This window comes from Myxococcus sp. AM011 (genome assembly GCF_013372595.1).
GTDB classification, from domain to species: Bacteria; Myxococcota; Myxococcia; order Myxococcales; family Myxococcaceae; genus Myxococcus; species Myxococcus eversor.
In genome coordinates, this window is sequence record NZ_JABXEM010000151.1 from 1 (window position 1) to 12,652 (window position 12,652).

Genomic DNA, 12,652 nt, shown 5'->3' on the forward strand with positions numbered 1-12,652 from the left:
CGCCCCATCCCCATACCCCCACGGTCCTCCTCCATGGAGGACACCTTCTACATCGGACTACACGTTAACCGTGCCGTCCGACATCTGGGCGAAGCCTGAGTGCGGGGTGACGTGGAGCACCTGCGTCAGCGTGCCCAGGTGCTTCAGCATGCGAGCGATGAGCGGCAACTTCACTTCCTCGACGCCGGCGAAGACATCCTCGAGGACGAAGGGCCGCTTCACGCGAGCGCTCCCCTTCTCCACCACCGTCATCCGCAGGGCCAGGTAATACATGTCCAGGTCCTTGGGCGGAATCTCGCCCACCGGCACGCGCTTGCCGCTCGCGAGCGCGAAGGCCCGGCCCTCCTTGTCCCACTCGACGCCCTGGTAGCGGCGGTCCGTGAGCGCGGTGAGGTACTGGACGCAGCGCTCCTTGAGCATCGCCTGCACGCTCAGGATGTCGGTGGTGAAGATGTCCGCGGCCTGGGCCAGCAGCGCCGGAGACGGGTCCTCCAGCGGCTCCGCGGGCGCGGGGGCCCCATCCGGCCCGGCGGCGGCGGGCGGCGGTGGCGCCTTCGCCAGCGCGATGGACTCCTTCACGCGGCCCAGCTCTCGCTCCACCTCTCGCATGTCGCGCACGTAGGAGCCCTTCTGCGTGAGCTCCGCGTTGAGCGCCTCGAGCTGATCCTTCAGCGTCTGTCGCTGCGTGGACGCGGCCAGGAACTCCGGGTCGGCCTCCACGCCCGCGAGCTGATCCTTCAGCTCCACCACGCGAGCGGCCAGCAGCTCCTTGCGCTCCAGCGCGGCGGGAATCTCATCCAGGCTCTCCACGCCGAGCGCCTTCTGGGCCATGCGCACCGGCGCGGCGTCGGCCTCGAACTCCTCGTGGATCTTCTTCTCGCGCGAGTCGAAGCGGCCTTCCTTGCTGCCACGCTGCGAGGTCTTCTGGATTTCGTCCACGTAGCGCAGCGCGAGCAGCGCGGAGAAGCCGAAGGCCGGGATGTCCAGCAGCGCCAGGTAGCGGAACATGCCGTCGATTCCAAAGCCCAGGCCTACGCCCAGGCCCAGGAACAACACGCCCACGGCGATGCCCGCCCAGAAACCACGGTCCTGGGTCAGCGGCTCCACCGAGGCCGGAATCTCCGCGGCGTCCGCGTCCCGGTCCGCCCCGAGTCGAGCCAGCGCATCGTCCCGCTTCGACACCGCCTTGGGGAAGCGCTGCACGCGGTTGAGGATGTCCTGGGGAAGCCCCAGCGTCTGCGGCGTCGGCGCGGCCCGCCACGCGTTCTCCGCGTCGTTGATGGCGGCCTTCAGGCCCTCGGTGCCCTTCAGGCGCTGGTCCGCCTCGAAGATCTGCGAGGACAACCCATCCACCTTGAACTGGAGCGCATCCACCTCGCGCGCGGAGACGAGCTCCGCTTCCAGCGCGCGCACCTTCGCCTCGGACGCGGCGATGTCCTCGGAAGGCGCCACGGCGGACGCGGACGCGAGCGAAGGGAACTTGCCGGACGTCTTCGGATCCACGCCGGCCTTCGCCGCGGCCTTGCGCGGACGTCGTGACGGCAGCTGCCCCAGTTGGAGGCAGTAGAGCTGCTCGAAGGTCGTCCTCGGAGGCAGCCCCACCTGACCTCGGAGGAACTGGTTCATCTCCGACGCGTCCGACGACACCAGCTCCGGCTGCTGCGTCGTCTTGTTCAGACGGTGCAGCGTCCCCGAGCCACCCAGCTCCCGCAGCACCCGGTACGTGGCGCCGTCGACTCCCTGGAACGTGAGCGCGGCCTTGCCGGACTTCGCACCGGGAGCCACGAAGGAGGCGTCTCCACCGCGACCGTCCGCATAGAACAGCGCGAGCAGGAGCCCCGCGAACGGGCTCGCCTCTGCCGAGGGCGGCTTGAGGACAAGGTACCCGGACTTCAGCGCGAAGCGGCCCGCGGGAGTGAAACCCCGGACATTCTGGACGGCGACCTCGACGAATTGCATGGCCGGCGCATGTTACCGCGAATGAAAAAAGGAGCGCCCGGGATCGGACGCTCCTTCTTTACGACGGCCCCGGGGGGGCCGACGAGGACTCAAGCGCTCAGGAGGCCTTGGGGGCCTTGGGAGCCTTGTTGGGGTCGTCCTGCACGTCCACGCGGGCCGCCTTGCCCTTGAGGTCGCGGAGGTAGAAGAGCCGGCTGCGGTTCACGCGGCCACGCGAGAGGACCTCGATCTTCTCGTAGCGGGGGCTGTGCAGCGGGAAGATGCGCTCCACGCCGACGCCGAAGGACGTCTTGCGGACGGTGAAGGTGGCCCGGTGGCTACCCGAGGTCTTCCGGATGACGGTGCCCTCGAACGCCTGCACGCGCTCCTTCTCGCCCTCCTTCACCTTCCAGAAGACGCGCACGGAGTCACCTGAACGGAACGGGGTGACGTCCTGGCGCAGGTACTTGGCCTCGACGTGCTGAATGGCGCTGTTACGCATGACAGACTCCAGTAAAGCGGAAGCTAACGCGATGATGAACGCGTGAAAGAGCGGGCCGTACTACCAGAGAGAACGGTGTCGGACAAGCCCGCTGAAGCCCAATCCACTGAGAACCCCCAGGGTTACAGGTCTTCCTCGCGGCGAGCCAGCAGTTTCTGATCCGCCTTGGACAACTCCAGGCGGGAGTACAAGTCAGGACGGCGCTCTCGTGTGAGCACCAGCGACTTCCACCGGCGCCAGCGGGCGATGCGGGCATGGTCCCCCGACTGGAGGGCGGCGGGCACCTCGACGTCCCTGAAGACAGGCGGGCGCGTGTACTGGGGATGCTCCAGCGTCCCCTCCTCGAAGCTCTCCGACACCGAGGACGCCACGTTGCCCAGCACCCCGGGGACCAGGCGCGCCACGGCATCCACCACCGCCAGCGCGGCGATCTCCCCGCCGGTGAGGACGAAGTCCCCCAGGGACAGCTCGCCGTCCAGGTGGCTCATCACCCGCTCGTCCACGCCCTCGTAGCGGCCGCAGACGAGGATCAGCCCCGCGGTGTGCGCCACCAGCTCGCGCGCCGTCGCCTGCGTGAAGGTCGTCCCGCGAGGGCTCATCAGCAGCACCTTCGCGCCGGGCAGCCGCGAGCGCGCCGCTTCGATGCCGGCGATCAGCGGCTCGGGCTTCATCACCATGCCCGCACCGCCCCCGTAGGGCGCGTCGTCGGTGACGCGGTGCTTGCCCTCCGCGTACTCGCGGATGTCGGTGATGGTGGTGGAGAGCAGGCCCTTCTCCTGGGCCTTGCCGAGGATGCTCGCGCCCAGGTAGCCGGACACCATGCCGGGGAACAGCGTGAGCAGCTCCACCGGATACGGCGGGCTCACGACTCGGACCCGTCCGGGGCGTCCTTGTCGGCGTCGGGGCGACCGACCACCACGTACTCAGGGGGGCGGATCACGATGCGCTGGCCGGCGATGTCCACGGTGGGGACGAACTCGTCGGCGAAGGGCACCACCAGTTCCTGGCGGCCCGGGGCGCGGATGACCAGGTTGGGCACCTCGCCGGTGGCCCAGATCTCCTCCACCGTGCCCAGGGACACACCAGCCTCGTCCACGGCGGACAGGCCCAGCAGGTCGCCCTGGAAGAACTGGCCGTCCTCGGGCGGCTCCAGGTCCTCGCGGAAGACGAACACCGTGGAGCCCACCAACGACTCCGCCTCCGTGCGCGTCTCCACGCCCTCGAAGGCGACGATGTCCTCTTTCGGCGTGGGCCGCAGATCCTCGATCTTGAGGTCGCGCTCCACGCCCGCGCGGGTGCGGATCCGGACCCGCTCGACGGTGGCGAGCGTCTCCGAGTTGGGATCAAACGGCCGCACGGCTATCTCGCCGCGCAGTCCGTGCGCGCGAGAGATGAAGCCCAGCTCGAGCAAGGGGGTCGGAGTCACCGCGACGTGTCCGGTGCGGCGGCGGGTGGACCGCTGGCCGCATTGCGCCGGTCGTCGAGGATCTCCAGACGGACCTTCTGGCCTGACTTCTGCGCGGCGGCATTGAGCAGCGTCCGGAGGGCATTCACGGTGCGCCCATCACGGCCGATGACCTTGCCGACGTCCTCGGGGGCGACCTTCAGCTCGAAGAGCCGCGCGCCGTCCACCTCGGAGATGCGCAGGCCCACCTGGTCCGGTTGATCGACCAGGGCCCGCGCCAGATACGTGAGGAGTTGCTCCACGTCCGCTCAGTACAGGCGGTCGCGGATCAAGCCGCGGGGGTGGACTTGGGAGCCTTCGCGGCGACCTTGATGAGGTCGGCGACAGTCTCCGAAGGCGTCGCGCCCGTCTTCAGCCAGTAGCTCAGCCGCTCCTCGTTGAACTCCACCTTCGGGGGGGTGAGGTTCGGGTCGTACGCACCAACGGCCTCGATGAACTTGCCGTCCCGGGGGTTGCGGGAGTCGGTGGCGACCACGTGGTAGTACGGCTTCTTCTTGGCGCCCGCTCGGGCAAGACGGAGGACGACGGCCATGGAGTGCTCCAACGAACAGGTAACAACGATGGAAACGGGGTGGCGCTCTTAACGCCGCACCCGCTGGATTGTCAAGGAAGCTCGGGACTTTATGTCGTGCTTTCGGCCGGACTGGCCTCACCACGATTCGCGAGTTGCCCGCAGGCCCCCGCGATGTCCCGGCCCCGGTTCTTGCGGATGTACGCGGCCACGTGACCATCCGACAGGATGGCCCGGAACTCTTCGGCCCGCTCTTCCGCGGTGGTCTGGAAACCCAGACCGGGGTTCTCGTTGTAGGGAATCAGGTTCACCTTCGCCGGAATTCCCTTGAGAAGCTGGATGAGGCGATGGGCGTCCTCGTCGGTGTCGTTGAAGCCCTGGATGAGGACGTACTCGAAGGTGATGCGGCGCCCCTGGCGCAGCGGGAACTTGCGACACGCGTCCAGCAGCGCGGCGATGTTCCACTTGCGGTTGACGGGCATCGTCTTGCTGCGCTGCTCGTCGGTGCTGGCGTTGAGGGAGATGGCCAGCTTCACGTCCGTCTCCTGCCCGAAGCGCTCGATCATGGGAACGAGGCCGACGGTGGACACGGTGATGTGGCGGTGGCTGAAGTTCGGCCCGTCCCCGGACTGGAGGATGGCGAGCGCCGTCTTGAGGTTCTCGAAGTTGTGCAGCGGCTCGCCCATCCCCATGAACACGAGGTTGGAGAGCGGGCGCAGCGTCTCGTGGCCCTCGTTCTTGCGAACCTCGCGGTTCACCGCGTGGACCTGGGCGACGATCTCGCTGGCCGTCAGGTTGCGCTTGAGGCCCATGGTGCCCGTCATGCAGAAGCTACAGGCCATGGCGCAGCCCACCTGGGTGGACACGCACAGCGTCCTGCGGTCCTCGGAGGGCATGTAGACGGACTCGATGTAGCGCCCGTCCCGCGTCTTCCACCGGTACTTGATGGTGCCGTCGATGCTGCGCTGCTCCAGGTCCTTCACCAGCGGGATGATCTCCGCGGCGCCCCTGAGCTTCTCGCGCAGGATCTTGGACAGGTCCGTCATCTCGTCGAACGAGGTGGCGCCGCGCTGGTGGAGCCAGCGGTAGACCTGCGGGGCGCGGAAGGCTCGCTCGCCCAGCTGCTCGGTGACGAAGCGGGTGAGCGCCTCCATCGACAGGCTGGCCACGTCCACGAGCTTCGCTGGCGCGGGCGCCGGCAGGGGCTCCGTGACGGGAAGAGAGGGGGTGGTGGAGGTGTCGGTCATCGTCGTCGCGCTAGTGAACGGTAGGGCCCGGGGCGTCCCTTCCCACACCTGGGCACGACAAGTCAAAGGAGCGCCCGGCCCCTGAGTCCTGCCCCAGCCAGTAGGGCCCTTCCCTGCCCCGCTGGAAAGCCAACGGCCCGGGCCAGCCCCTCGCGGGTGCCGACACCGGGCCGTCAGTCAAGGCCCCGCTGGGGGCCCCGCCGCCCTACTTCTTGGCGGTGTAGTCGTACGGCTGGACTTCCGTCTCGCGGAAGAAGTACGCGATCTCGTTCTTCGCGTTCTCCAGGCTGTCGGAGCCGTGCACCGTGTTCTGGTCGATGCTGGTGGCGAAGTCCTTGCGGATGGTGCCCTCGGCCGCCTGCGCGGGGTTGGTGGCGCCCATGATGTCGCGGTTGCCCAGGACGGCGTTCTCGCCCTCCAGCACCATCAGGACGACGGGGCCGGAGATCATGAACTGCACCAGGTCCTTGAAGAAGGGCCGGGCCTTGTGGACCGCGTAGAAGCCCTCGGCCTCCTTCTGGGAGAGCTGCTGGAGCCGGATGGCGACCGGCTTCAGACCCTTCTCCTCGAAGCGGCTGATGATCTTCCCGATGACGCCCTTCTGCAGACCGTCCGGCTTGATGATGGAAAGCGTACGCTCGATGGCCATTTTGACTGGCTCCTTGTTCCCTTGAGGGGTGTTAGCGCTTCTGGGGGCCGCGCTTCACGGCCGCCTGGAGGGTGGTGCCCAGCTCGGCGGGGCTGGCGGCCATCAGGATTCCCGCGGCCTCCATCGCCTTGATCTTCTCCGTCGCCGTGCCCTTGCCGCCGGAGATGATGGCGCCGGCGTGGCCCATGCGCTTGCCCGGGGGCGCCGACTGACCGGCGATGAACCCGGCGATGGGCTTGGTGAACTCGCGAGCGACGTACTCCGCGCCCAGCTCCTCGGCGCTGCCGCCGATCTCACCAATCATGATCACCGCGTCCGTGTCCGGATCCGCGTTGAACAGCTTCAGCACGTCCACGAAGTCGGTGCCGTTGACCGGGTCTCCGCCGATGCCGACGGCCGTCGACTGGCCCAGCCCCAGCTGCGTGAGCTGGTGCACGGCCTCGTACGTCAGCGTGCCGGAGCGCGACACCACGCCGATGCGGCCCGCCTTGTGGATGTGGCCCGGCATGATGCCGATCTTGCACTTGGCGCCGGGGGTGATGACGCCCGGGCAGTTCGGACCGATGAGGCGCACACCCGGCTTGCCCTGCAGGTAGCGCTTGGCGCGCACCATGTCGAGGACCGGGATGCCCTCCGTGATCGTGATGATGAGGGACACGCCCGCGTCAGCGGCCTCCATGATGGAGTCCGCGGCGAACGGGGGCGGGACGAAGATGACGGACGTGTTCGCGCCCGTCTGCTTCACGGCGTCGGCGACCGTGTTGAACACGGGAACCTTGCCCTCGAAGTCGGTGCCGCCCTTGCCCGGCGTGACACCGCCAACGAGCTTCGTGCCGTAGTCCAACATCTGCTTCGAGTGGAACGAGCCCGCCGAGCCGGTGATGCCCTGGCAGAGGACCTTCGTGTTTTCGTTGACGAGGATGCTCATGGCGCTCCTTCAAAAAAGTGTGGGCGATGAAGCGCGCGGACTACTTCAGCGCGGCGACGGCCTTCTCGGCCGCCTGACGCAGGTTGTCCGCCGGGGTGATGGCGAGGCCAGAGTTGCGCAGCAGTTCCTTGCCCTGCTCCACGTTGGTGCCTTCCAGGCGAACGATGAGGGGCACCTTGAGCTGCACTTCCTTGGCCGCGGCGATGATGCCGTCCGCGATGACATCGCACTTCATGATGCCGCCGAAGATGTTGACCAGCACCGCCTTCACCGCGGGGTCGGCCAGGATGAGCTTGAAGGCCGCCGTCACCTTCTCCTTGCTCGCGCCGCCGCCCACGTCCAGGAAGTTGGCCGGAGAGCCGCCCACCAGCTTGATGGTGTCCATGGTGGCCATGGCCAGACCGGCGCCGTTCACCATGCAGCCGATGTTGCCCTCGAGCGCGATGTACGCCAGGTCCCACTCCTTGGCCTGCGTCTCGCGCGCGTCCTCTTCCGCCAGGTCCCGGTAGTTCAGCAGGTCCTTGTGACGGTAGAGCGCGTTCTCATCGAACGTCACCTTCGCGTCCAGCGCCACCACGCCGCCATCCTTCAGGATGACCAGCGGGTTGATCTCCACCAGCGACGCATCCGTCTCGATGAACATCTTGTAGAGCGCGGTGCAGAACTGGGCGAACTTGTTCACCGTGGGGCCCGTCAGGCCCAGCCCGAAGGCCAGGTTGCGGCCCTGGAAGTCCAGGAAGCCCACCGCCGGGTCCACCGTCTCGCGGAGGATCTTCTCGGGGTGCTTCTCCGCCACTTCTTCAATCTCCACGCCGCCCTCGCGGGACGCCATGAAGGTGACGCGGCTGGTGACGCGGTCCAGCGTCACACCCAGGTACAGCTCCTGGCCAATGGCCAGACCTTCCTCGATGTAGACCTTGTGGACCTTCGTGCCTTCCGGCCCGGTCTGGATGGTCTTCAGCATCATGCCAAGCATCTGCTTGGCGAGTTCCTTCGCCTCGGCGGGGCTCTTGGCCAGCTTCACGCCGCCGCCCTTGCCTCGGCCACCCGCGTGGATCTGGGCCTTCACCACGACGACGGACGTGCCCAGCTCCTTCGCCGCGGCCTCCGCTTCATTCGGCGAGAGGGCGAGAATTCCCTTCGGCGTGGGCACACCGTACTTCCGGAAGATTTCCTTGCCCTGGTACTCGTGGATCTTCATCGAGGCTCCATGTGGAGACGAGGGGGACGACCCCTTACAGGCGTCAGCGCGTCGCCCTCATTGCGCAGAAACCGACGGATGGCAAGGCCGTTTGACCCTGCACACACCGCGGTGCGGCAGCGTGTGGACAGCTGATAACCAGGAATGTCCGCGTGGATGAGGCCGCCTTCACGTCACCCGATCAACAGGGCGCACGCTCGAACGGCGACGGCCCCATGCGGTGTCCCTGAGGACACGCGCACGAGGCCGCTCGCACGTCACGCGAGTGACGGACGTGTCACCCCGGACCGCTGTGGCTCTTCTTCTCCTCTTCCTGCGAGAAGAGGTCCTTGATGACCAGCCTGGTCACCTGACGGTTCATCATCGCGATGGAGGTGGTGAGCGGAATCTCCTTCGGGCAGACCTTCACGCAGTTCTGCGCCTTGCCGCAGTCCTGCACGCCGCCGGGCCCCATGAGCGCGCGCACGCGCTCCTCGGAGTTCAGCTTGCCCGTGGGGTTCATGTTGAACAGGCGGGCCTGGCTGATGGCCGCGGCGCCCACGAAGTCGTTGCCCATGGTGACTTGCGGGCACGCCTCCAGGCAGCTGCCGCACGTGATGCACGTGGAGAGCACGTACATCGTGGACTGGTCCACCGGCGACTGGCGCGGGCCCGGCCCCAGATTGTGGGTGCCGTCCGTGGGAATCCAGCCCTTCACCTTCTTGAGCGCCTCGAACATCCGGCTGCGGTCCACGGCCAGGTCCCGGACCACGGGGAACTTGCTCATGGGCTCCAGGGTGATCGGCTGCTCCAGCTTGTCGATGAGCGCCGAGCACGCCATGCGCACCCGTCCGTTGATGTTGATGGCGCAGCTGCCGCAGACCTCCTCGAGGCACGCGGCGTCCCAGACCACCGGGGGCACGCGCTTGCCTTCCACGGTGACGGGGTTGCGCTGGATCTCCATCAGGCACGAGATGACGTTGGCGCCCTTGCGATAGGGGACCTTGAACTCCTCGTAGCGGCCCGGCTGGTCCGGAGCGTCCTGCCGCCAGATGCGGAAGGAGATGGATTGGGTGCTGACGGCGCCTGCCTGTGCGGTGTCCATGTGGCTCGACCCTTCAAGTCAGTTGCGGGGACCCGCGCTCGCGCACGGGCCCACCCAGAAAGTTCCCCGGTGACTCACGCGTACCAGCGCGGCTCGGGCTTCAACACCGGCGTCGGGACGTCCTCGTAGGAGATGTTCGGCCCCTCTTCCGCGTACTTCGCGATGGTCGTCTTCGCCCACTTGTCGTGGCGCGCCTGCCACTGCGCCATCCACGACGGGTCCTCGTTGGGGTCCTTCGTCTTCGGCTCGGGCAGCGAGAAGTCCGGCTTGTAGTGCGCGCCACGGCTCTCGTCGCGCAAGAGCGCGCTGGTGGCGATGACCTCGCCCAGCTCCAGCATGTTCCAGAGCTGGTTGGTGTACGACAGCGACCGGTTGGACGAGTTGCCCGTGTCCAGGACGTTGACGTTCTTCCAACGGCTCTTCAGCTCGCGGATCTTCTCCACCGTCTTCTTCAGGCGGTCGTTGTAGCGGACGACGGTGCAGTTCTCCGTCATCACGTCGCCCAGCTCCTGGCTCAGGCCGTAGGGGTTCTCCGGGCCCGACATCTTCTTGATGGTCCCGAACCGGTCCTCCCAGTAGCGCTTCGCGTCCTGGAAGTACTTCTCCGGCATGGCCGCCGCGCTCGTCGTGTTGCTCTTGGCGAAGGACGCCATCGCCGGGCCGCCGATCATCCCCGAGTAGATGCAGGAGAGCAGCGAGTTGGCGCCCAGGCGGTTGCCGCCGTGGAACGCGTAGTCCGCCTCGCCCGCGGCGTAGAGGCCCGGGATGTTGGTGGACTGGTTCTTCGGGCTGCCCTCCAGCGGCGTCAGCGTCTTCGGGTCGGCCTCGAACTGCACGTACAGGCCGCCCATCGAGTAGTGCATGCCCGGGAAGATGACCATCGGCGTGACGCGCGGGTCGTCACCGACGAACTTCTCGTAGATCTCCATGACGCCCTTGATCTTGGCGTCCAGCGTCTTGGCCGGGATGTGCGTCACATCCAGGTACACGCCGTCCCTGCCCCCGATGCCCATGCCCAGGTCGCGGCAGACGATGAAGATCTCCCGCGTGGCCACATCGCGGGGCACCAGGTTCTTGTACTTGGGGTACTTCTCCTCGAGGAAGTACCAACGCTCGCTCTCCGGGATGTCCCGGGGCCCGCGCGTGTCGCCCTTCTTCCGGGGCACCCAGACGCGGCCACCCTCGCCGCGCACCGACTCGCTCATCAGGCGCAGCTTGTCCTCGCCTGGAATCGACGTCGGGTGCACCTGGATGAACTCACCGTTCGCGTAGATGGCGCCCTCCATGTAGGCGCGACCCGCTGCGGTGCCGGTGTTGATGATGGAGTTGGTCGAACGACCGAAGACGATTCCGGGGCCACCCGTGGCGAGGCACACGGCCTCCGCCGGGAAGGTGCGGATCTCCATGGTGCGAAGGTCCACGGCCACGCTGCCGATGCAGCGGCCACCTTCGTCCTTCACCGTGCCGAGCCACTCCCAGTACTCGTACTTGGTGACCTTGCCCTCGGCCTCATAGCGGCGGACCTGCTCGTCCAGCGCGTAGAGCAGCTGCTGGCCCGTCGTCGCGCCGGCGAAGGCGGTGCGGTGGTGCAGCGTGCCGCCGAAGCGACGGAAGTCCAGCAGCCCTTCCGGCGTGCGGTTGAACGTCACGCCCATGCGATCCAACAGGTAGATGATCCCGGGGGCCGCGTAGCACATGCCCTTCACGGAGATCTGCTCGGCCAGGAAGTCGCCGCCGCGCAGCGTGTCCTTGACGTGGATCTCCGGGCTGTCGCCCTCGCCCTTGGTGTTCACCGCGCCGTTGATGCCGCCCTGGGCGCAAACCGAGTGCGAGCGCTTCACCGGGACGAGCGAGAGCACATCCACCTGGTGGCCCGCCTCCGCGAGCTTGATCGTCGTCATCAGCCCGGCGAGTCCGCCGCCCACCACCGTGAACCGCGCTGCTGCTGCCATCATCGTCTCCTTGACTGCCGGGGTCCCGGACGCGCCAGCCGTCAGCCGGCTCGCCACGTTGGCGCGCCACGCTCCGGACATCCCCGTGCGAGTTCTACAGGCTAGTTAACTTGGCGGAACCGCGCCGCAACGGCGGCGTCGAAAACGATAAGCCCGCGTCATCCGCGGCATCAGGCGCGAAGCCCGCCGACTGCTTCCGGCGGGCTCCACGACTGGAACGGACTACAGCTTGACGGAGTCGACCGTCTTCTTGACCGACTGGAAGGACTTCGCCAGCTCGGTCTTCTCGGCCTCGTTGAGGTCGACGGTGATGATCTTCTCGATGCCGCCCGCGCCGATCTGCACGGGGGTGCCGAAGAAGTAGTCGCTGATGCCGTACTGGCCCTTCAGCAGCGCCGCGCCCGGCAGGATGCGCTTGCGGTCGAAGATGAAGCTCTCCGCCATGGCGATGGAGGAGGCCGCGGGCCCGAAGTAGGCGCTGCCCGTCTTGTACAGGCCGACCAGCTCCGCGCCGCCCTCGCGGGTGCGCTTGACGATGGCGTCCAGCTTGTCCTTCGCGATGAGCTCCGTGAGGGGCACGCCGCCCACGGTGCTGTGACGCACCAGGGGCACCATGTCGTCGCCGTGGCCGCCGAGCACCAGCGCATCCACGTCACGGATGGAGCAGTTGAGCGCCTCGGCCACGAAGCACTTGAAGCGGCTGGTATCCAGCACGCCCGCCATGCCCACCACCATGTTGTCCGGCAGGCCGGCGATCTTGTGGAGCGCGAACACCATCGCGTCCAGCGGGTTCGCCACGTTGATGACGAACGCGCCCGGGGCGTGCTGCTTGATGTTGGCAGCCACGTCCGTCATGATCTTGAGGTTGATCTCGAGCAGGTCCTCGCGGCTCATGCCCGGCTTGCGAGGCACGCCAGCCGTGATGATGATCACGTCCGCGCCCGCGACATCCGCCCAGTTCGTGGTGCCGGTGACGCGACAGTCGTAGCCGTCCACCGCCGAGAGCTGGTTGATGTCCAGCGCCTTGCCCTTGACCAGACCTTCGGCCACGGGGATGTCGTACAGGAACACGTCACCGAGCGACTTCTGCACCGCCAGCAGCGCGAGGTTGCCGCCGATCTGCCCGCCGCCGATGAGGCCAATCTTCTTCTTGCGATTCTGAGCCATGGATTCGC

The 12,652-nt window shown here is 67.3% G+C and carries 13 protein-coding genes; all 13 read right to left on the reverse strand.

Annotated elements, in window-relative coordinates; all coding sequences use genetic code 11:
• Nucleotides 1-57 precede the first annotated feature (57 nt).
• The 13 genes from HUW62_RS27970 to mdh all read right to left on the reverse strand — a co-directional run bounded on the left by HUW62_RS27970 (nucleotide 58) and on the right by mdh (nucleotide 12,644).
• Nucleotides 58-1,959: a chromosome segregation protein SMC gene (locus tag HUW62_RS27970; protein WP_163867002.1), complete on the reverse strand. Its 1,902-nt coding sequence runs from the start codon at nucleotides 1,957-1,959 to the stop codon at nucleotides 58-60.
• Nucleotides 1,960-2,056: 97 nt separating this feature from the next.
• Nucleotides 2,057-2,440 (reverse strand): 50S ribosomal protein L19, encoded by a 384-nt coding sequence (rplS, locus tag HUW62_RS27975; RefSeq protein ID WP_163867001.1) that lies wholly within the window; start codon nucleotides 2,438-2,440, stop codon nucleotides 2,057-2,059.
• 122 nt (nucleotides 2,441-2,562) lie between these two features.
• Entirely contained in the window at nucleotides 2,563-3,306 is a 744-nt protein-coding gene (gene trmD / locus HUW62_RS27980; protein ID WP_163867000.1) for a tRNA (guanosine(37)-N1)-methyltransferase TrmD, read from the reverse strand.
• Nucleotides 3,303-3,866 (reverse strand): ribosome maturation factor RimM, encoded by a 564-nt coding sequence (gene rimM, locus HUW62_RS27985; RefSeq protein ID WP_163866999.1) that lies wholly within the window; start codon nucleotides 3,864-3,866, stop codon nucleotides 3,303-3,305. Before rimM ends, trmD begins: the two co-directional genes overlap by 4 nt.
• Entirely contained in the window at nucleotides 3,863-4,147 is a 285-nt protein-coding gene (locus tag HUW62_RS27990; RefSeq protein WP_163866998.1) for a KH domain-containing protein, read from the reverse strand. Before HUW62_RS27990 ends, rimM begins: the two co-directional genes overlap by 4 nt.
• A 26-nt stretch (nucleotides 4,148-4,173) precedes the next feature.
• Nucleotides 4,174-4,437 (reverse strand): 30S ribosomal protein S16, encoded by a 264-nt coding sequence (gene rpsP / locus HUW62_RS27995; RefSeq protein ID WP_163866997.1) that lies wholly within the window; start codon nucleotides 4,435-4,437, stop codon nucleotides 4,174-4,176.
• An 89-nt stretch (nucleotides 4,438-4,526) separates the two neighbouring features.
• The gene (rlmN, locus tag HUW62_RS28000) at nucleotides 4,527-5,663 is read right to left on the reverse strand and encodes a 23S rRNA (adenine(2503)-C(2))-methyltransferase RlmN (protein ID WP_176436130.1); all 1,137 of its coding nucleotides are present in this window, start codon (nucleotides 5,661-5,663) and stop codon (nucleotides 4,527-4,529) included.
• A 205-nt stretch (nucleotides 5,664-5,868) separates the two neighbouring features.
• The gene (gene ndk, locus HUW62_RS28005; protein ID WP_163866995.1) at nucleotides 5,869-6,312 is read right to left on the reverse strand and encodes a nucleoside-diphosphate kinase; all 444 of its coding nucleotides are present in this window, start codon (nucleotides 6,310-6,312) and stop codon (nucleotides 5,869-5,871) included.
• A 31-nt stretch (nucleotides 6,313-6,343) separates the two neighbouring features.
• Nucleotides 6,344-7,240: a succinate--CoA ligase subunit alpha gene (gene sucD / locus HUW62_RS28010; RefSeq protein ID WP_163866994.1), complete on the reverse strand. Its 897-nt coding sequence runs from the start codon at nucleotides 7,238-7,240 to the stop codon at nucleotides 6,344-6,346.
• 40 nt (nucleotides 7,241-7,280) lie between these two features.
• A complete protein-coding gene (gene sucC, locus HUW62_RS28015; RefSeq protein WP_163866993.1) occupies nucleotides 7,281-8,441 on the reverse strand; it encodes an ADP-forming succinate--CoA ligase subunit beta in 1,161 nt (386 codons plus the stop codon).
• Between the two features lie 277 nt (nucleotides 8,442-8,718).
• On the reverse strand, nucleotides 8,719-9,525 hold the full coding sequence (gene sdhB, locus HUW62_RS28020; protein WP_176436131.1) for a succinate dehydrogenase iron-sulfur subunit: 807 nt from the start codon (nucleotides 9,523-9,525) through the stop codon (nucleotides 8,719-8,721).
• Between the two features lie 74 nt (nucleotides 9,526-9,599).
• The gene (gene sdhA / locus HUW62_RS28025; protein ID WP_163867083.1) at nucleotides 9,600-11,477 is read right to left on the reverse strand and encodes a succinate dehydrogenase flavoprotein subunit; all 1,878 of its coding nucleotides are present in this window, start codon (nucleotides 11,475-11,477) and stop codon (nucleotides 9,600-9,602) included.
• 222 nt (nucleotides 11,478-11,699) lie between these two features.
• Nucleotides 11,700-12,644, reverse strand: coding sequence for a malate dehydrogenase (mdh, locus tag HUW62_RS28030; RefSeq protein WP_163866991.1), 945 nt, complete (start codon nucleotides 12,642-12,644; stop codon nucleotides 11,700-11,702).
• Between the last annotated feature and the right edge of the window lie 8 nt (nucleotides 12,645-12,652).